We start from the raw sequence: 18776 nt of genomic DNA on the forward strand, positions 1-18776 counted from the left end.
TGGCGGCGCCTCCTAACAGCGCGCCTCCACACCGCGCACGGCCCCTTCGTCTAGCGGTCTAGGACGTCGCCCTCTCACGGCGAAAACACGGGTTCGAGTCCCGTAGGGGTCACCATTTCCGAGCGTCTGCGACGGAATTGGCGGTGAAAGTACGGTCTAGTGAGGCGCTGTTCCTCCCGTACGACCGACGAGGTCCGAGGTGATCGGGCCCACCCTTTCTCTCCGCGATCTCGACAGTGCCACGGGTCTGGTCGCGCCGATGATCAGGGCGCGCGCGCGACGGTCACGGCGGCCGACCTGGACGTCCAGGTCCAGCCAAGCGTCAGCGCGCGCCGCGGGCTTCGGCGCGGCGCAGGCAGTCGGCGGCCTCGTCGCGATAGGCGCGCATCAGCGCGGGGTCCTGCGCCTGCTCGGCGAGCAGCGCGTAGCGGCGCGCGCGCTGGAGCAGCTTGAGCCGCGTCTCGCCGTCGAGCGCGGGTGGGGTCGGCGGCATGCGTCACTCCGGCAAGCGGCGCGAACCGTCACGCGCCCGTGACGATCGTGAGGGCGGGCGGAACGAGCGGCAACGTCTCTTCCTGATATACCCCTATGGCGCGACCGCGACCCGATCGGGCGGCGGCTCAGTCGATCGAGTCGAGGTCGTACACCACCCGCTCGGCCTCGTCGGCGGCGCGGGCGGCGCGCGCCTCGGCATGGAGCCCGCCGGCGCGCACGATCCGCACCGTCCGCCACCCGAGCTGACGCGGCGCGACGAAGTCTTTCGAGGGGTTGTCCGCGACATAGGTGAAAAGTGCGCCGCTCAGCCCGAAGGCCGCCTCGAGATGGTCGAAGGCGCGGCGGCTCGGCTTCCACGCCTCGCGCCCCCAGCGATCGGTGCAGACCGCCTGGCGCACGCCGCGGCGGAACAGGTCGAGCGCGCGCAGCTTGCGGCGCTGCGCGTCGAGGAAGCCGTCGGTGACGATCGCCACCGCCGTGCCCGTGTCGCGCCGCGCGAGATAGCGCGCGGCGTCCGGCGCGAGCGCGATGCGCGGGCGGTGCTGGCGGTAGACCGCGAGCAGCCGCGCCACCAGCGCGGGGCTGGCCGGTTGGCGCAGCGCGGCGAGCGTGTCGTCGAAGATCCGCTGGCGCGCGCCCGCCTCGAAGCGCTCCACCATCATCGGCCCGAGCCGGTCGAGCCCCAGCCGCGCGCGCGCCCAGTCGCCCGCCGCGGTGAGCCCGCTGATGACATAGTCGCGCTCGAGATAGAGCGTGTCGTCGAGGTCGAACACCATGACCCGCTCGGGTCGGCCCGCGAGGGGCCGGGGCTCAGAGGAAGACGGCATCGTCGTAACGCAGCATCGTCACGCCCGCGTCCCAATCGTCCTCCGCCGCCGACTCGCGACCGAGTCGCTCCTCCAGCAGCCAGCGCGCGAAGGTCGCGCCGGCGCGATGCGCCAGCGGGTAGCCACCGCCGAAGCGGGCGTTGATCTCGAACACCGAGGGCGCGCCGTCGGCGTCGACGAACGCCTGGAAGCACCAGGCGCCGCGCACCCGGCCCTGCACCGCCGCACCGATCCGCCGCGCCACCGCGAGCAGCGCATCGTGGCGCTCGGTCACACCCTTCTCCACCTCGCCCGCGCGCACCGCGACGCGGCGGTGCGGCACCGCGCAGCGCAGCGTGCCGGCGGCGTCGAAGAACAGGTTGACGGTATATTCCTGCCCGCCGAGCAGCTGCTGGACGATGTAGGGCTCGGGCCGCGGCAGCGCCGCCAGCTCGGCGAGCGAGCCGAGCCGCGCCAGGCCGCGGCTGGAGCTGCCGTGGCGCGGCTTGGCGATGGCGGGCCAGCCCCAGTCGGCGCCGGCCGCCTCGGCCGCCGCGGTCGGCGGGGTCGGCACGCCGGCGCGGTCCAGGAAGCGCGCGGTCTCGAGCTTGTCGCGCGCCATCGCCACCAGCTCGGCGTCAGCCACCGCGACGTGCGTCCCGATAGCGGCGAAGCGATCTCGCGCGAGCGCCAGCGCGTGGAGCTCGGTGTCGATCGTCGGCACCAGCAGGTCGATCCGCGCGCGCGCGCAGATCGCCAGCGTCTCCTCGACATAGGCCTGGGTCGTCGCCGCGGGCACCGCGTGGGCGGCGTCGGCCGAGGCACAGGCCGCGCTCCACTCGGGTGCGAGATCGGTGGCGTGGACCTCGAGGGTCGCGCCCAGCGCCGCGGCCGATGCACGGAAGCAGCGCAGCAGCGCGACTCGGCGCCCGGCCGAGCCGAGCAGCAGGCGCAGGTCGGCCATCACCCTACCTCGCGGATCAGCACGAACGCCTCGGCGGCGTGGCGCCCCACGCACGAGCCGCGCACCATGGCCAGCGCGCGCAGCGTCTCGATCGAGCGCTCGTCGGGGAAGGCGTGGCACTGCGACTCGAAACAGCGGAAGGCGTCCAGCTTGATCTCGAGCGTGTCGGCGACGTCGACGAACACGTTGGGCTGGAACGATGGCGCCAGATAGGGCGCGGCCCAGTTGGTCTCCGACACCGTCTCATAGGCGAGCACCCGCGCGGGATAGTCGCCGCCGCGCGGCCGCGCCGCCACCATCGCCGCGTCGAAGATCAGCTGGTGGTCGCGGTGGAGGTCGCCGACGAAGGGGATGAAGAGCGTGTCCGCGCGCGACGCCACCAGCGCGGCGCGGATCGCGGCGTTGATGTCGGCCTGCGCGACCCGGTCGAGCTCGACCGCGGGCAGGTCGAGGTAGTGCGTCGCCGCGACGCCGAGCCGCGCGTGCGCCGCGGCCGCCTCGCGCCGCACCACCGCGACCTGCTCGGCGTCGAAACGCGGCGCGGTGCCGCGCGTGACCACCGCCACCTCGACGTGGCGCCCCAGCGCGGTGAGCCGCGCGATCGTGCCGCCGCAGCCGAGCACCTCGTCGTCGGGATGGGGCGCGAGCACCAGCGCGCGCTCGATCCGGTCCAGCATCATTCCCCCTCTGCTCAAGCCTGTTGCCCCAGCCGCGCGTGGAGCGGCGGCGGACCAGGTCGGTCGCGCTGCCAGCGGGTCACGCGCAGCAGCTCGCCGTCGCCGCAGCGCACCGTGAAGCTGGCCTCGTCGCGCGCCACCACCTGCCCTGGGAGCGCGGCGTCGTGGCCGCGGCCGGGCCGTCGCTCGGCGGCAAGGATCGTCACCATGCCGCCCGTCGAGCCGGTGCGCGCGCCCGGATAGGGCTCACCGCAGGCGCGGATCAGCCGGTCGATCGTCGCGACGTCGTCGCGCCAGTCGATCTCGGCGTCCTCCGGGCGGCGGCGCGCGGCGTAGGTCGCGTAGCGCTCGTCCTGCGGCGCCCCGGCGGCGTCACCCGCGGCGAGCCGCGTCAGCAGCGGCGGCAGCATCGTCGCGAGCGCGGCCATGTGCTTGTCGTAGAGCGTCTGCGCGGTCTCGTCGCGCGCGACGTGGAGGAAGTGCTGCGCCAGGATGGGACCGCTGTCGGTGCCCTCGTCGATCACGAACAGGCTGCCCGCGGTGATCGGCTCATCGAGCAGGATCGTCCAGGGGATCACGCCGCGCCCGCGCAGCCGCGGCAGCGGCGCCGGATGGTAGCCGACCGTGCCCAAGGGCGCGATCGCGCGGAAGTCGGCGCCGCACAGCTGCGACCAGCCGATCACCAGGATCACGTCGGGCGCGAGCGCGCGCAGTCGGTCCAGCACCGCCGGCTCGTTGCACTGCGCGGCGTGGACGACCTCCGCGCCGAGCGCCCGCGCCTCCTCGCCCAGGTCGACGAAGTCGGAGTGGCGCGCGCTGAGCTCGGGCGGTAGCGTGACCAACGCGGCGAGCGTCCAGTCGGGCGCCGCCGCGAGCGCGCGCAGCGCCACGCTTGTGCTCTCAACCGCGCCGACGAGGATCGCCCGCATAGGCACTCCGTATGGCGTCCGCGTTGCGCCGCTCACCGCCGCCCCCGGCGATGAGCAGGGTGCGGACCAGGATCTCGAGGTCGAGCCGCAGCCCACGATGCTCGATGTACCACAGGTCGAGCGCCAGCTTCTCCGCTTCGCTCAACCGCGTGTTGCCGTTGACCTGCGCCCAGCCGGTGAGGCCGGGGCGGACGCGCGCGCGCGCCGTGCCGCGCTCGCCCGCCCCGGCGATCGTGTCGGGCAGCAGCGGGCGCGGGCCGATCAGGCTCATCTCGCCGCGCAGCACGTTCCACAGCTGCGGCAGCTCGTCCATGCGCGTGGCACGCAGCAGGCGCGCGGTCGGCAGCAGCCGCTCCGCGTCGGGGAGCAGCGCGCCGGACACGTCGCGCCGGTCGTTCATCGTGCGGAACTTACGGAGCCGGAACGGCCGCTGCGCCAGGCCCGAGCGGGTCTGCACGAACAGGATCGGCCGCCCCGCGACCGCCGCCTGCACCAGCGCGAGCAGCAGCAGCAGCGGCGCGACGAGCAGCAGCCCGACGGCCGCGACCGCGATGTCCGTCGTGCGCCGCGCCGTCACGCCGCCACCTCCGCCGGCACCGGGGCCGGTCGCGCCGTCGCGGCGGGGCGCGACAACTCCATGGTATCGAGGAGCATCCGGTTGACCCGCTCCACCGCGTAGCGCTCGCTGGCGACGCGCCGCGCCGCCGCGCCCATCTCCGCCGCCAGCGCGGGATCGGCGCAGAAGCGCGCCATCGCGGCGGCGAGCGCGTCGGGGTCGCGCGCGGGGACGATCAGGCCGTTCTCACCCTGGTCGATCGGGTCGCGGCAGCCGGGGCGGTCGGTGGTGATCACCGCGCGCCCGCTCGCCATCGCCTCCAGGATCGTGCGCGGCAGCCCCTCGCGATACCAGCTCGGCAGCACGAACACGCTCGCCCCGACGAGGAACGGGCGGACGTCGCGCGTCTCGCCGAGATAGTCGATCACGCCCTCCTCGCCCCAGCGCGCGATCTCGGACGCGGGCACGCCGTCGGGGCCGGGGTCGGTCGGCCCGAGCAGGCGGAAGCGCGCGCCCGGGTAGCGCGCGCGCACCGCCCGCGCCGCCGCGACATAATCGTCGACGCCCTTGGCGCGGAGCAGCCGCGCGATCATCAGGAACACCGGCCCGGGCGGCGGCGGCGTGGGCGCGAAGCGGGTGACGTCGACGCCCGACCCCGGCACCTGGATGACGCGGGCGTCCGGCGCGACGATGGCGTGGCGCCGCATCTCGGCGCGGTCGTCGCGGTTGAACACGAACACCGCGCGCGCCTCGCGCACCGCGGCGCGGTAGAGCAGCGACACGCCGCGGCGCAGCAGCCGCATCCGCGCCGACGCGTCCTCGCCGTAGACGTGGCCGAGCCCGCTCACCATCGCGTAGAAGCGCGTGCGCGTCAGCCGCGCCGCCAACCCGGCGTAGATGATCGGCTTCTGCGTATAGGCGAGCACCAGGTCCGGCCGCTCGGCGCGCAGCAGCGCCACCAGCGCGCGCAGCGTGCCGAGGTCGACCAACGGGTTGAGCCCGACCCGCGCCATCGGCACGCGGCGCAGCGCCACGCCCATCTCCGCGAGGCGCGCGCGCACCTGCGGGTCGTCGTCGGGTGCACAGGCGATCACCTCATGGCCCGCGGCGACCATGTCGGCGAGCAGTTGCCCACGAAAGTTGACGAGCGAGTAAGCGAGGCTCGCCACCACCACGACCCTCACGCCCGCGCCCTCGCCCAGTCGCGCGACGCCTCGGCCGAGCGCGCCGCGTCGCGGTAGAGCGCGGCGTAGCGATCGACCACGTCGCGGATGTCGTGGCGCGCGCGGACGCGCTCGCGCGCGCGCTCGCCGAGCGCCTCGCGCCGCGCCGTCGGCAGCGCGCCGAGCCGCACCAGCGCACCCGCCAGAGCGGCGGGGTCGCGCGGCGGCACCACCGCGCCGGTGTCGCCGATCAGCGCGGCCGAGTCGCCCACGTCGGTGGCGACGCAGGGGACGCCTGCCAGCATCGCCTCCCCGACGACGTTGGGGAAACCTTCCCCCCAGGCGGAGGGGAGCGCGAGCAGGTCGAGCCCGCCGAGCCACTCGGCCACGTCGGCGCGATGGCCGCGCCGGATCACGCTGTCCGCGGGCAGCCCGTAGGCGGCCGGCGCCAGCGCGGGATCCTCGTCCATCCCCTTGCCCACCAGCAGCGCGCGCGCGGCGAGCCCCTGCGCGCGCGCCAGCGCGACCGCGCGCAGCAGGTTGGGCGCATCCTTCATCGGCGCCGCGCGCGCGACCATGCCGATCAGGAGGCCGTCACCGTCGCCATCGACCCCTAGCCGCTCGCGCAGCAGCGCGCGCGCCGCCGCTCGGGGCTGGGGCGCGACCAGGTCGAAGCCGTTGGGGATCACGCGCTGGTCTCGCGCGCGAAAGCCGAGCCGGCGGTACTGATCGGCCGCGGCATGCGAGTTGTAGACGATCGCGCGCGCGCCGCCCGACAGCGCGGCCTGTGCCCGCAGCACCAGCCGGGTCAGCGGCTTCTCCTCGGCGAGGTCCGCGACCGAGTGGCGCACGTTCCAGATCACGGGCACGCGCAGCCACGGCCGCGCCAGCGCGGCGGCGAGCGTCGCGGCGAGCTGGGCGTGGTGCATCCAGGCAAGGATCACGTCGGGCCGCCGCACCGCGATCGCGCGCGCCAGCGAGAGCAACGCGCGCGGCGACGGCATGCCCGCGGCCATGCCGAGGTCCCCCATCGGTGTGCCGGTGGCGGCGATCCGCTCCCCGCCCCGACCCGGCGTGATCAGCGAGAGCACCTCGGCACACAGGTGCGGGTGGCGACGCCCGTGCTCGAGCAGCCGCGCCAGCATCGTCTCCGCGCCGCCGACGTCCAGCCCGGTGATGACGTGCAGCACCCTCACCGGCCGCACCGCCCGCTTCGTCTTCCCACCACCCCGTTACACTCCCCCGTATGCCGCGCATCCTAGCCTCGGCCGAGGCGGAGCCGCGGTGGCGATTGGGCATATCACCCCTTCGAGGGAGCCGGGGGCGACCGGAAGGTCAGTCGAGTTGGCCTTCCGGGCCGGACGGTGGCGCGAAGGAGTGTTCGCACCGCGCCGGAATCGACGGCGCGCATCGCCCGATGCGCCCCAGCATGCTGCGCCGCACCCAGCTACTGTCGCTCGGTCGCGTCCGGCGCCTGGGGGCAGGCAGGGGGAGCTTATGCCGCGGATCTTGAACTACCAGCATTACTCGCGGCGCGTGCGCCGCACCGCCAACCAGCTGTTCGACGCCGTCGCGATCGTCGCCTCGCTCGCGATCGCGCTGCTGCTGAGGATGAGCGGCGCGGTGCCCGCGACGATGTGGGAGGGCCTAGCCTGGAGCGCGCCGGTGTTCATCGCGGTCGGCTTCCTGGTGTTCAACGCTACCGGCATCTACCGCCGCGTCTGGCGCCTCGCCTCGCTGCCCGACGCGCTGCTGCTGATGAGCGCCGCCGCGCTGGCGGTGACGCTCTCGGTCGGGCTGCTCTCGGTCACCGGCCACGCCTATTGGCTGCCGCTGTCGGTGCCGGTGATCCACTGGTTCGTGCTCTCCGCGGTGATGGCGGGCGCACGGCTGTGGCGCCGCGTGGCGAGCGAGCTGCCGCGCCGCGCCCGCGCCGCCTCGGCCGCGCCGCGCGGCGCCGGGCCGATCGTCAGCCAGCAGCGCGCGCTGCTGGTCGGACGGCCCGAGGACGTCGAGGTGCTGCTGCGCCAGATCGAGCAGGAGGAGAGCCCCGCCTATCTGCCCGTCGGCATCCTCGACCTCGACAGCCACGATGCCACGCTGCGGCTGCGCGGCGTGCCGATCCTGGGCATGGTCGACGCGATCGACCATGCCGTCGATACGCTCACCGCGCGCGACGAGCGCCCCAGCGTCGTCATCATCGCCGAGGGCCGCAACGGCGCCGGCGGGCTGCCCGGCGCGCGGCGCGTCCAGCTGGTCAACGCGGCGCAGGCGCTCCACCTCTCGGTACGCAGCGCGACCCCCGACGCGAGCGTGCGCCAGTCGCTCGACGCCGAGTCGATCGACCTCGCCGACCTGCTCGAGCGCCCCGCCACCGATCTCGACGCCGCGGTCGCGGCGCGCGCGATCGAGGGCCGGCGCGTGCTCGTCACCGGCGCGGGCGGCACGATCGGGCGCGAGCTGACGCGCCAGATCGCGGCGATGCGGCCGTCCGACATCGTGCTGGTCGACTGCGGCGAGTACAACCTCTACCTCGTCGAGATGGAGCTGCGGGAGAATTACCCGCAGGTGCCGTGCACCGCGGTGCTGTGCTCGATCCGCCAGCGCCAGCACGTGATGGCCGTGTTCGAGCAGTATATGCCCGACTATGTGTTCCACGCCGCGGCGCTGAAGCACGTGCCGCTCGTCGAGCTCAACGTGTGCGCCGGGATCATGACCAACGTGATCGGCACGCGCAACGTCGCCGACGCCGCGCTTCGCTTCGGCGCGCGCGCCTTCGTCCAGGTGTCGACCGACAAGGCGGTCAACCCCGTCAGCGTGATGGGCGCGACCAAGCGGCTGGGCGAGCTCTATGTCCAGGCGATGGACCTGCAGGGTGCCGAGCGCCCCGGCAGTCCGCGCTTCATGACGGTGCGCTTCGGCAACGTGCTGGGCTCCAGCGGCTCGCTGATCCCGCTGTTTCAGCGCCAGCTCGCGCGACGCGCGCCGCTGACCGTGACCCACCCGGAGATCACGCGCTTCTTCATGACGGTGCACGAGGCGGTGCAGCTGATCCTGCACAGCACCGCGCGCACGATGGAGCGCAACGTCCAGCGCGGCCGGATCGTGGTGCTCGACATGGGTGAGCCGATCCGCATCCTCGACATCGCGCGGCGCATGATCAAGCTCGCCGGGCTGGTGCCCGACCGCGACGTGCCGATCCACATCGTCGGGCTGCGCCCGGGCGAGAAGCTCTACGAGGAGCTGTTCGACGCGCGCGAGGAGCGGCTGCCCTCGGCGATCGAGGGCGTGTTCGAGGCCGAGCCGATCGCGGTGCCCCTGCCCGCGCTCCAGGCGCAGTTCACGCGGCTGGCCGAGGCGGTCGGCGAGCATGACCAGGACCTCGCCCGCGCGCTGCTGTTCGAGCTGCTCGACCCCGATCGGATCGTCGGCAGCAAGGGCGGGGACGATCACGCCGGCGCGGTCGTGCGCTCGCTTCACGGCAATCGCGAAGGCGCCGCGGCATGAGCGGCGCGCTGCACCACGCCGCCGCGGCACCCGCCCCGCTGCTTCACGCCGTACCCGCGCCGATCGCGAGCCGCTGGCCGCGCTACGAGGTCGACGAGATCGCCGCCGTGGAGGCGGTGCTGCGCTCGGGCCGGGTCAACGCGCTCCACCACGGCACGCACAACGCGCTGCTGCAGGACGGCTTCGCCGCGCTCTGCGCCATGCCGCACGCGATCGCGCTGGCGAATGGCACCTTGGCCCTGGAGCTGGCGCTTCACGCGCTCGACATCGGCATGGGCGACGAGGTGATCGTGCCCGCGCGCAGCTTCGTCGCCTCGGCGAGCTGCGTGGTCACGCGCGGTGCCACCCCGGTGTTCGCCGACGTCGACGCCGACACGCAGGCGCTCTCGGCCGAGACGATCTCGGCGCAGCTCACGCGGCGCACCAGGGCGATCATCGTCGTCCATCTCGGTGGACGGCCGGCGGACATGGCGCCGATCGTCGCGCTGGCGCGCGCGCACGGCCTCGTGCTGATCGAGGATTGCGCGCAGGCACATGGCGCGACGATCGACGGCCGGGCGGTCGGCGGCTTCGGCGACGCCGCGGCCTTCTCCTTCTGTACCGACAAGATCATGTCGACCGGCGGCGAGGGCGGGCTGCTGCTGCTGCGCGACGAGGCGGCCTGGCGCCGCGCGTGGTCGATGAAGGACCATGGCAAGGACGTGCGCGACCTCGGCGGCGGGGGCGGCGGCACGGGCTTCCGCTGGCTCCACCACGAGGTGGGCAGCAACTATCGCCTGACCGAGATGCAGGCCGCGATCGGCGTCGCGCAGCTCGCCAAGCTGCCGACGTGGCTCGACGCGCGCCGGCGCAACGCCGCGGCGCTCCTCGAACCTATGCGCGGTCTCGCCGCCGTCCGCTTGGCCGAGCCGCCCGCGGGCGTCGGCCACGCTTATTACAAATTCTACGCCTTCGTCCGGCCCGAGGCGCTGGCGCCGGGCTGGACGCGCGACCGGATCGTCCGCGAGGCGGTCGCGCGCGGGATGCCCTGCCTCACCGGCAGCTGCCCCGAGATCTACCGCGAGCGCGCCTTCGCCGAGCGCGGGCTCGGCCGCGACACGCCGCTGCCGGTGGCGAAGATGCTGGGCGAGACCAGCCTGATGCTCCCGGTCGACCCCACGCTCGACGAGGAGGAATGCCGCTACATGGGCGAGACGTTGCGCGCGATCGCGCTCGAGGCGACGGCGCGGGCGCATGGCTGAGGGTCTGCCCACTTTCCTGGTGATCGGCGCGGTCAAGGCGGCGACGACCTGGATCTCGCATCAGCTGCGCTGTCACCCCGACCTATGGCTGCCGGACGCCGAGCCGCATTTCTTCAGCAGCGAATATGAGCGCGGGCTGGACCATTACCGCTCGCTGTTCGCGCCCGCGCCGGCGGGGCGGCGGGTCGGCGAGAAGTCGGCCGACTATCTCGCGCACCCCGAGGCCGCGGCGCGGATCGCCGCGGTGCTGCCCGGCGTGCCGATGGTGGTACAGCTGCGCGATCCGGTCGAGCGCGCCTATTCGGACTATTGCATGCTCTACCGCCGCGGCCTGGTCGCCGGCGATCCGCGGCGCTACCTCGAGAAGCGCGACCCGGCCGGCGCGCGCTTCCTCGACGGCGGGCTCTACGCCAAGCATCTCGCCCGCTACCACGCGCATCACGCGCGCGAACGGATCGCGGTGTTCCTCTACGAGGACGTGGTCGACCAGCCCGAGCGCGTGATCGCGCGCGTGTGCGAGCATATCGGGGTCGCACCCCATATCGAGCCCGACGCGGTGGCGAGTCGGCGCAACGACGGCGCCGCGGCGATGCTGCCGCTGCCGGTGCGCCGCGTGCTGCGCCCGATGCGGCCGCTGCTCGACCCGCTGCGGAGCAACGCTCTGCTGGCGCGGCTGCGCGGGACGATGGCGCGGCCGGTGCGCTACCCGCCGCTGACGGTCGAGCTGCGCGCGCTGCTGCGCGACTATTACCGCGAGGACGTGCTACGACTGGAGACGATGATCGGGCGCGACCTGTCGCGCTGGCGGGTGGGCGCCGCGGCGGGGGCCAACGACGATCGGGTGACGGCGGCGTCCTGACCGGACGACCGACCGAGTGACGCGTGAGGGGGGAAGGATGATGCGGACGTTAGTGGCGCTGGCGGCCATGGGGCTGTCGCTGGCGGGATGTGCGAGCGAGTATCGCGGGCTGGCGCCGCTGCCCGAGGTGGCGGCGAGCGACTATCGGCTCGGGCCCGGCGACGAGCTGCGCGTCAGCGTGTTCGGGCTCGACGCGGTCAACAACACCTATATCGTCAGCGACACCGGCGCGATCGCGCTGCCGCTGCTCGACCCAATCAGTGTGAGCGGCGAGACGGTGCGCGAGGCCGAGCGCGCCATCGCCGCCGAGATCGGCCGACGCCAGCTGGTCAACCAGCCGCGCGTCAGCGCGCAGGTGCAGACCTACCGCCCCTTCTTCATCACCGGCCAGGTGCAGAAGCCCGGCCAGTACGCCTATGTCCCGGGCATGACGCTGATGACCGCGGTGTCGATCGCGGGCGGGTACACCTTCCGCGCCGACACCGACCGCGCGGTCGTCCGCCGCGGCGCCAGCAAGGGAGTCGCGCAACCCGACGCGCGCATCCTACCCGGCGACGTCGTCACCGTGGCCGAGAGCACGCTGTGACCGCATCGTGCATGGCGGGGGCGCCGCCGTGTCGCTAAGGCTGCTGCGCTGCGTGCTGCTCACCGCCGGCGGCGCGATGTGCTGCGCCCAGTCGCCCGCCGACCCGCAGCGCTCCACCGCGATCGCCGACCTGCCCCGCCCCGGCTACGAGCCGCGCACGGTGACGCTCGGCGGGATCGTGGTGACGCCGCGGCTCGACCTCGGCGCGACCTACAATGACAACATCTTCGCGACCCGCAGCGGCGATATCGGCGACGTCGTCTTCAACCTCCAGCCCGCGCTCGAGGGACGACGCCAGACGACGAGCAGCGACCTGCGCCTCGCCACCAACGCCAACCTGATCCGCTACGCGCGCTATGACCGCGAGAACGTCACCACCTTCCGCGGCCTGGCCGACTGGCGCGGCGACGTCGGCCCGCGCCAGTCGGTCCGCGCGCGCGCCTCGTTCGACCGCAGCTATCAGCGGCGCAGCGACCCCGAGGCGGACTTCGGTGTCGGCCGACGGCCGACGCTGATCGACGTCGCCGAGGCCGGGCTCGACTATCGCTACACCGGCGCGCGCCTCGGCATGCTCGCGAGCGCGACCGCGACCGACTATAACTTCCTTCCCGCCGCCGACGCGGACCGCGACCTCGCGGTGTACCGCGTCGCGCTGCGCGGCTCCTACGCGGTGAGCGGGCGCACGAGCGTCTACCTGCAAGGCTATGCGGTGCGGCGCGACGCTCGGCTGCGCGTCGACCGCTACGGCATCGACCGCGACGCCGCGACCGCGGGCGCGCTGGCGGGCGTGTCGTTCGACGTGAGCTCGCGCGTGCAGGGCGAGATCGGCGTCGGCGCGTTCCGCTCCGACCCGTCCGACCCTACGCTGCGCGCCTTCTCCGGCCTGGCCGCGAGCGGGCAGCTCACCTGGCAGCCGCGCGTGCGCACCGCGGTCACGCTCGATGCCTTCCGCGGCGACGTCGCGACGATCCGCGCCGGCGCGATCGGCCGCGTCGACACGCGGCTCGGCCTCGCGGTCGACCAGGAGCTGCGCCACGACATCCTCGCGCGCGCCGCGGTGGGGATCCGCGACGTCGCCTATCGCGGCGCGATCGACCGCGACCAGCGCTTCCGCTTCGCCGAGCTGGAGGGCACCTACCTGCTCAACCGCCACCTAGCCGTGCTGGGCAACGGCAGCTTCACCAGGCGCGACGCCGACCAGCCGATCGAGCGGTTCAGCCGCTGGACCGCGACGCTCGGGCTTCGGCTCACCTACTGAGCCGCGCGCGCCGAGCAGCGAGTCGAGCAGCGCGCGCCACTCGGCGGTGATCGCGGCCGGGGCGTAGCGTGCCGAGGCCGCGCGCGCGGCGGCGCCGATCCGCTCGCGCGTGGCGGCATCGGCCACCAGCGCCTCGATCGCGTCGGCGAGCGCGACGACGTCGCCGGCGGGGACGAGCAGCCCCGTCTCGCCATGCGCGATCATCTCGTCGGGACCGAAGGCGCAGGCGAAGACGGCCGCGGGGACACCGGCCGCCATCGCCTCGCCGAGCACGTTGGGCATGCCCTCGTAGCGCGACGACAGCACGAACACGCCGGCCCGGTCGAGCCAGCCGCCCGGCACCGCGCTGTTGCCGGGTAGTGTCGCGCGATCCGCGAGACTGAGCGCGGCGATCCGCGCCTCGAGCGCCGGCCGCTCGGGCCCCTCGCCCCAGATCATCAGGTCCCAGTCGGGACGCGCCGGCGCGACCCGCGCGAACGCGTCGATCAGCAGGTCGAAGCCCTTCTGGCGATCGAGCCGGCCCACGCCGACGATGGTCTTGCCCGGCCGACGCTCGCGCGGTGGGGCGGACATCGGGTTGGCGATCACGCGCGCGCGGCGCCGGGCGCGCGGGTCGAGCAGCGTGAGGCTCGCGCGCGTCTGCATCACGATCGCGTCGGCGCGCGGCAGCAGCGCGCGCAGCAACATGCCCCAGCCGCGGCTCGCCGGCTGCGCGCGCGGGTTGTTGCGCTCCGACACGATCAGCCGGTGCCGCCGGCCGAGCGAGGCGAGCAGCGTCACTACGTTGATCTTGGTGAGGAAGGACACGACCGCGTCGGGCCGCAACTCGCTCAACGCGCCGCGCAGCGCGGCGACCCGACGCGCCACCAGCAGCGGCCCCGGCGCCGCGCCCGGCGGCAGCCCGAGCCGCACCAGCGTCACTCCCGCGGGAAAGGCGTGGAAGACCGGATCGGCGGGACGATCGAAGCTGACGACGGTCACCTCGTCGCCGCCGCGCACCAGCGCCGCCGCGATCAGGCTGACGACCCGCTCGGCCCCGCCGGCGCCCAGCCCGGCGAGCACGAAGACGATCGCGCGCGGCTCAGGCGATGTGGAAATCGCTCGCCCCCAGCACCGGCCTGGTCGACAGCAGCGCGATCTGCACCATCGCCGCGCCGCCCGCGCCGTCGGCGTCATAGTAGAGCGCGCCGGTGGTCGGATTGTAGACGAGATGCTGGTCAGCGGTCGTCGCCGCGCCCCCGATCGCCAGCTCCGACGCCGCGATCGGCCCCGTCCGCCCCGCGAAGGCGGTGAAGACCGCGCCCGAGAGCACCAGCTTGTCCTCGCCCGCCACGAAATCCTTGACCGTGTCGCGCTCGGCGGCCGGCCCGAGATAGTCGAACACGAAGCGGTCCGCCCCCGCGCCGCCGATCAGCTCGTCGCTTCCGGCCCCCCCGACCAACGTGTCCGCGCCCGCGCCGCCCTGAAGATAATCGCCGCCGGCCTCGCCGTAGAGCGTGTCGGCGCCGTCCATGCCGACCAGCAGGTCGCCGCCCAGCCCGCCGCGGAGGATGTTGTCACCGGCGTTGCCCGTCATCGTGTTGGCAAAGTCGTTGCCGGTGGCGGCGAGGTTGCCGCTGCCCAGCATGGTGAGCTGCTCGACGTTCGCCTCCAGCGTGAAGTCGACGCTGGTGTAAACCAGGTCGGTGCCCTCGCCGTAATATTCGATCACGTGATCGTCGACGTTGTCGACGTAGAAGGTGTCCGAACCGATCCCGCCGTACATCATGTCGGCGCCGCCGGCACCGTCGAGCACGTCGTTGTTGGCGTCGCCGTACAGCACGTCCGAGCTGGCGTTGCCGGTGAGTATGTCGTTGCCGCCGAGCCCGTGGATCGTCCACAGGTCGTTGGTCGGCGCGACGAAGGTGTTCGCGCTGTTGGTACCGGTATAGCTCTTCGGCTCGGGCAGGTTGTTGAGCGATATGGTGAAGCTGGCGTCGAAGGTCGCGCCCGCCGCGTCGGTGACTTGGGCCTTGATCTGGTGCGACGTGGCGGTCTCATAGTCGAGCAGTGCGCCGTTGGCGACGCTGATCACCCCGCTCGCCGCGTCCACCGTGAAGCGGCCGCCGGCGTCGTCGATCAGCCGGTAGCGCAGCGTCTCGTCGTGGTCGACGTCATAGCCGCTGAGCGTGCCGACGAGCGTTCCCGCGGCAGCATTCTCGTCGACCCGCGCGCGGTCGAGCGTCAGCGCGGTCGGCGCGTCGTTGGCGCCGACGAAGGTGAGCGTCACGGCGGCGGTCGAGCTCGCGCCCGCCCGGTCGGCGACGGTATAGTCGAAGTGATCGACCACCGTCTCGCCCGCGCGCAGCGCCTGGTAGCTCGCCGGTGTCGCCACCTGGACCGTCGTGCCCGCGAGCGTCAGCGCCAGACCGTTGGCGGTGGTACCCGCCACCGCGGCGACGCGCAGCGTGTCGCCGGGATCGATGTCGCGGTCGTTGGCGAGCAGCGCCGCGACCGACAGGCTGGTCGCGCCCTCGTCGAGCGAGAGCAGGTCCGCCACCGCCACCGGCGCGTCGTTGACGTTGGCGACCTGGACGTTGACCCGCCCGATCGCGGTCTCGCCGCCGGTGTCGGCGATCGTGTAGGTTAGCAGCGCGGTGCCCGCGTAATCCGCCAGGGGTGTGAAGACCACGTCGCCGGCGGCGTTGATCGACGCGCTGCCGCCCGACAGCGCCGCCACCCCGGTCAGCGCGAAGGGCGCCCCGTTCGAGTCGGTGTCGTTGGCGAGCAGCGCGGCGGCCCTGATGATCGCCACCTGGTCCTCGGTCGCGGTGACCGTGTCGGCGCGCGCGATCAGCACCGGCGGCGTACCCTGCGAGGCGAGCGGGTCGAACAGGCGGTATTTCACGCCGGTCTGCTGGTCGTCACCGCCCTGCCCGCCATAGTCGGTCCAGCCCACCAGGAAGCCGCCGTCACCGGTGCCGGTGATGGCGGGATCGACCTGGCTGCCGAGCGTCTGATGGTTCACCAGGAACTCGCCGCCGACCGCGGCGCCGTCGCTGGCGAAGACCTGCGCCTTGATCCCGGCGGTGCCGCCCTCGGCGCCGACCCCACTATAGTCCGCCCAGCTGATCGCGAAGTTCCCGCCCGCGAGCGCGGTGATGCTCGGCGCGAGCTGGCCCGCCAGCGTGGTCGTGTTGGCGAGCGTCTCGCCGCCGACGCGCCCGCCGCCGGCGTCGTACAGTTGGAAGCGGATGCCGAAATAATCCGCGTCGGGCCCGCGCGAGCTGTTGTCCGCCCAGGCGATGGCGAAGCCGCCGGTCGACAGGGCCGCCACCACCGGCGCCTGCTGCGAGCCGGCGGTCTCGGTGTTGACCAGGAACTCGCCGCCGATCTTGCCGCCGTCGCTGCCGAACAGCTGCGCTTTCACCGCGTCCTTGCTGGCGTCACCGCCCTGCAGGCTGCCGTCGCGCCACGTCACGACGAAGCCGCCGCCCTGCAGCCCGGTCACCGCCGACGAATCCTGCGCGCCGTTGGTGGCGGTGTTGACGAGCAACTCGCCGCCGACATGGTTGCCCGCGGCGTCGTACACCTGCGCCTTCACGCTGGTGACGCTGGCGTCGCCGCCCTGGAGGCTGGCGTCGGTCCAGGAGACGACGAAGCCGCCGCTGGCCAAGGACGCGATCACCGGCGCCTTCTGCGCGTTCAGCGTGGCGGTGTTGACCAGCAGCTCGCCGCCCACCGCCGCGCCGCTGGCGTCGTACAGTTGCGCCTTGACCGAGCTGGCCGAGCCGTCGCTGGCCGCGTTGGCGTCGGCCCAGGTCACCGCGAAGCCGCCGGAGGCGAGCGCGGTCACCGCGGGCGCGTCCTGCGCGTTCAGCGTCTGCGCGTTGACGCGGAACTCCCCGCCGATCTTGCTGCCGTCCGCCGCGATCAGCTGCGCCTTGATGCCGAACGAGCTGGCGTCACCGCCGACGCCGCTGCCGTCGGTCCAGACGATCACCGAGCGGCCGTCCGCGAGCGTTGCCACCGCGGGGGCGAGCTGGCTCGCCGCGATGCTGGTGTTGGCGAGTACCTCGGGCGCGCCCGAGTAGCGATACTCGTTGACCGCGTCGGTCAGCCCGAAGGTGAAGGTCTTGTCGAACGTGTCCCCGAACGTGTCGGTGGCGCGCACGGTGATCGACACGACCGGGTTGGTCTCATAGTCGAGCGCGAGACTGTCCTCGACGATCAGCTTGTTGCCGTCGATCGCGAAGGCGCCGCCGGTGGAATCGTCGACGAGCCGATAGCTGTAGCTCGCGTTCAGCGCCCCCACGCCCGAGAAGACCGCGACGATGCTGTTCTCCACCTCCGTCTCGGACAAAGCGTTGCGCGACACCGCGATGTCGGTGATCGCCGGCGGCGTCGGCGCGAACAGTCGCGCCTTGAGCCCGCCGTCCACGTCGCCCGAGGCGGTGCTGTAATCGGTCCAGCCGACCAGCAACGCGCCCGAGGCGAGCACGGTCACCGCGGGCATCTCCTGGTTGCCGCTCACCACCTCGTTGGCCTGGAACTCGCCGCCGAGTTTCTGGCCGGCCGCGTCGAACAGCTGGGTCTTGATGCCGAAGCCGCTGGCGTCGGCGGCGATGTTGCTGTTGTCGCGCCAGCTCACCGCGAACCCACCGTCGCCGGTCGCGGCGATGCTCGGCTGGTCCTGCGCGTTGAAGGTGGTGGTGTTGACGCGGAACTCGCCGCCCGTCCTCGCCCCGGTGGCATCGTAGATCTGACCGAGCAGGCCCGAGGCGCTGGTGTCGCCCAGCCCGCTGCTGTCGCGCCACACGATCGCGAAGCCGCCGCCGGCCAGCGCGGTGATCACCGGCTGGTCCTGCGCGCCCAGCGTCGTGCTGTTGACGAGCAGCTCGCCGCCCAGCTTGCCACCGCTGCTGGAGAAGAGCTGCGCCTTGATCGAGGTGCCGCTCGAGTCGCCGCCGAGTCCGCTATAGTCGATCCAGGTCGCGACGAACCCGCCCGAGGCGAGCCCCGCGAGCGCGGGCGCCACCTGGCTGCCGGTGATCGTGCTGTTGACCAGGAACTCGCCGCCGATCTTGCCGCCCGAGGCGGAGAACAACTGCGCGCGCACGCCGCTGCCCTTGGCGTCGGGCGCGGTGGCGCTGGCGTCGACCCAGCTGACGATGAAATTGCCGCCAGCGAGGGCGGTGATCGTCGAGTCGGACTGGCCCCCCGCGGTGGTGGTGTTGGCGAGAAACTCGCTTCCCACCCGCGCCCCCGCGGCGTCGTAGATCTGCGCCTTGACCGAGCCGCGATCGGCGTCGCCGCCGAGCCCGCTGGCGTCGCTCCACGTCACCACGAAGCCGCCGGTCTTGAGCGCGGTGACGTTGGCGCGGTCCTGATTGTTGCCGGTGGCGCTATCGATCAGGAACTCGGCGCCGACCATCGCGCCGGTCGAGTCGAAGCGCTGCGCCTTGACGCTCGTCCCCGAGGCGTCCCCGCCGGTGCCGCTCGAGTCGGTCCAGATCGCGACGAAGCCGCCGTCCGCCAGAGCGGCGAAGGACAGGTCGGTCTGCACCCCCGTCCAGGTCGAGTTGACGCGGAACTCGCTGCCCGCGCTCGTGAACGCGCCGTTCGCCATACGCCCCTCCCCCGAAAAGCGCCGTTCGCCCCCAGCGTGACCGGCCGTGCGACACTAGGTCCGAAGCGGTACGGCCGGTAGTGGGGCATCGGTGACCGCCGCGGCTCGGAAGGGGTAGTTCCTCGCC

15 protein-coding genes and 1 tRNA gene are annotated in these 18776 nt (G+C 73.3%); 6 read left to right on the forward strand and 10 right to left on the reverse strand.

Translation table 11 applies throughout. From position 1 onward, the window contains the following. The first annotated feature begins 39 nt into the window (after positions 1-39). Positions 40-115: transfer RNA gene (locus tag KZ813_RS17260), tRNA-Glu, on the forward strand. 207 nt (positions 116-322) lie between these two features. Here KZ813_RS17260 and KZ813_RS17265 read toward each other — a convergent pair. The 8 genes from KZ813_RS17265 to KZ813_RS17300 form a co-directional block, all read right to left on the reverse strand. Next, positions 323-493, reverse strand: coding sequence for a hypothetical protein (locus KZ813_RS17265; RefSeq protein ID WP_219756222.1), 171 nt, complete (start codon positions 491-493; stop codon positions 323-325). A 127-nt stretch (positions 494-620) separates the two neighbouring features. After that, positions 621-1271 carry an HAD family hydrolase gene (locus tag KZ813_RS17270; RefSeq protein ID WP_258046904.1) on the reverse strand — a complete coding sequence of 217 codons (651 nt, stop codon included), beginning with the start codon at positions 1269-1271 and terminating at the stop codon, positions 621-623. A 34-nt stretch (positions 1272-1305) separates the two neighbouring features. Further along, positions 1306-2265, reverse strand: a complete 960-nt coding sequence (locus KZ813_RS17275) for an ATP-grasp domain-containing protein (protein ID WP_258046905.1) — start codon at positions 2263-2265, stop codon at positions 1306-1308. Then, positions 2265-2942, reverse strand: coding sequence for a PIG-L deacetylase family protein (locus KZ813_RS17280; RefSeq protein WP_258046906.1), 678 nt, complete (start codon positions 2940-2942; stop codon positions 2265-2267). Before KZ813_RS17280 ends, KZ813_RS17275 begins: the two co-directional genes overlap by 1 nt. Before the next feature lie 14 nt (positions 2943-2956). Beyond that, entirely contained in the window at positions 2957-3871 is a 915-nt protein-coding gene (locus KZ813_RS17285) for a methionyl-tRNA formyltransferase (protein ID WP_219756225.1), read from the reverse strand. Continuing rightward, positions 3843-4448: a sugar transferase gene (locus KZ813_RS17290; protein WP_219756226.1), complete on the reverse strand. Its 606-nt coding sequence runs from the start codon at positions 4446-4448 to the stop codon at positions 3843-3845. The genes KZ813_RS17285 and KZ813_RS17290 overlap by 29 nt, the downstream gene beginning before the upstream one ends. Further along, positions 4445-5611: a glycosyltransferase family 4 protein gene (locus KZ813_RS17295; RefSeq protein WP_219756227.1), complete on the reverse strand. Its 1167-nt coding sequence runs from the start codon at positions 5609-5611 to the stop codon at positions 4445-4447. Before KZ813_RS17295 ends, KZ813_RS17290 begins: the two co-directional genes overlap by 4 nt. Next, entirely contained in the window at positions 5608-6786 is a 1179-nt protein-coding gene (locus KZ813_RS17300) for a glycosyltransferase (RefSeq protein ID WP_219756228.1), read from the reverse strand. Before KZ813_RS17300 ends, KZ813_RS17295 begins: the two co-directional genes overlap by 4 nt. Before the next feature lie 301 nt (positions 6787-7087). Between KZ813_RS17300 and KZ813_RS17305 the strand changes: the two genes are divergently transcribed. Genes KZ813_RS17305 through KZ813_RS17325 form a run of 5 tightly spaced genes read left to right on the forward strand, consistent with a single transcriptional unit; the run spans position 7088 to position 13041 of the window. Next, positions 7088-9097, forward strand: a complete 2010-nt coding sequence (locus tag KZ813_RS17305; protein WP_219756229.1) for a polysaccharide biosynthesis protein — start codon at positions 7088-7090, stop codon at positions 9095-9097. Continuing rightward, the gene (locus KZ813_RS17310; RefSeq protein ID WP_219756230.1) at positions 9094-10338 is read left to right on the forward strand and encodes a DegT/DnrJ/EryC1/StrS family aminotransferase; all 1245 of its coding nucleotides are present in this window, start codon (positions 9094-9096) and stop codon (positions 10336-10338) included. Before KZ813_RS17305 ends, KZ813_RS17310 begins: the two co-directional genes overlap by 4 nt. Further along, positions 10331-11197 (forward strand): sulfotransferase family protein, encoded by an 867-nt coding sequence (locus KZ813_RS17315; protein ID WP_219756231.1) that lies wholly within the window; start codon positions 10331-10333, stop codon positions 11195-11197. Before KZ813_RS17310 ends, KZ813_RS17315 begins: the two co-directional genes overlap by 8 nt. A gap of 37 nt (positions 11198-11234) precedes the next feature. Next, positions 11235-11783 (forward strand): polysaccharide biosynthesis/export family protein, encoded by a 549-nt coding sequence (locus tag KZ813_RS17320; protein WP_219756232.1) that lies wholly within the window; start codon positions 11235-11237, stop codon positions 11781-11783. A gap of 28 nt (positions 11784-11811) precedes the next feature. Then, entirely contained in the window at positions 11812-13041 is a 1230-nt protein-coding gene (locus KZ813_RS17325; protein ID WP_219756233.1) for an outer membrane beta-barrel protein, read from the forward strand. On the opposite strand, the gene KZ813_RS20430 is transcribed toward KZ813_RS17325, so the two are convergent. Both KZ813_RS20430 and KZ813_RS17335 read right to left on the reverse strand, forming a co-directional pair. Further along, positions 12937-14103, reverse strand: a complete 1167-nt coding sequence (locus KZ813_RS20430) for a glycosyltransferase family 4 protein (RefSeq protein ID WP_308461927.1) — start codon at positions 14101-14103, stop codon at positions 12937-12939. The two genes, KZ813_RS17325 and KZ813_RS20430, sit on opposite strands and share 105 nt — an antisense overlap. A 19-nt stretch (positions 14104-14122) precedes the next feature. Further along, a complete protein-coding gene (locus KZ813_RS17335; protein WP_219756235.1) occupies positions 14123-18649 on the reverse strand; it encodes a beta strand repeat-containing protein in 4527 nt (1508 codons plus the stop codon). Between the last annotated feature and the right edge of the window lie 127 nt (positions 18650-18776).

The sequence above is a fragment of the Sphingomonas folli genome (genome assembly GCF_019429525.1).
Classification (GTDB): domain Bacteria; phylum Pseudomonadota; class Alphaproteobacteria; order Sphingomonadales; family Sphingomonadaceae; genus Sphingomonas; species Sphingomonas folii.

What these genes read in the sequence shown, in the direction of transcription:
- KZ813_RS17265 (WP_219756222.1), bottom strand. Translation starts at nt 493, where the DNA reads ATGCCGCCGACCCCACCCGCGCTCGACGGCGAGACGCGGCTCAAGCTG.
- KZ813_RS17270 (WP_258046904.1), bottom strand. Translation starts at nt 1,271, where the DNA reads ATGGTGTTCGACCTCGACGACACGCTCTATCTCGAGCGCGACTATGTC.
- KZ813_RS17275 (WP_258046905.1), bottom strand. Translation starts at nt 2,265, where the DNA reads ATGGCCGACCTGCGCCTGCTGCTCGGCTCGGCCGGGCGCCGAGTCGCG.
- KZ813_RS17280 (WP_258046906.1), bottom strand. Translation starts at nt 2,942, where the DNA reads ATGCTGGACCGGATCGAGCGCGCGCTGGTGCTCGCGCCCCATCCCGAC.
- KZ813_RS17285 (WP_219756225.1), bottom strand. Translation starts at nt 3,871, where the DNA reads ATGCGGGCGATCCTCGTCGGCGCGGTTGAGAGCACAAGCGTGGCGCTG.
- KZ813_RS17305 (WP_219756229.1), top strand. Translation starts at nt 7,088, where the DNA reads ATGCCGCGGATCTTGAACTACCAGCATTACTCGCGGCGCGTGCGCCGC.
- KZ813_RS17310 (WP_219756230.1), top strand. Translation starts at nt 9,094, where the DNA reads ATGAGCGGCGCGCTGCACCACGCCGCCGCGGCACCCGCCCCGCTGCTT.
- KZ813_RS17315 (WP_219756231.1), top strand. Translation starts at nt 10,331, where the DNA reads ATGGCTGAGGGTCTGCCCACTTTCCTGGTGATCGGCGCGGTCAAGGCG.
- KZ813_RS17320 (WP_219756232.1), top strand. Translation starts at nt 11,235, where the DNA reads ATGATGCGGACGTTAGTGGCGCTGGCGGCCATGGGGCTGTCGCTGGCG.
- KZ813_RS17335 (WP_219756235.1), bottom strand. Translation starts at nt 18,649, where the DNA reads ATGGCGAACGGCGCGTTCACGAGCGCGGGCAGCGAGTTCCGCGTCAAC.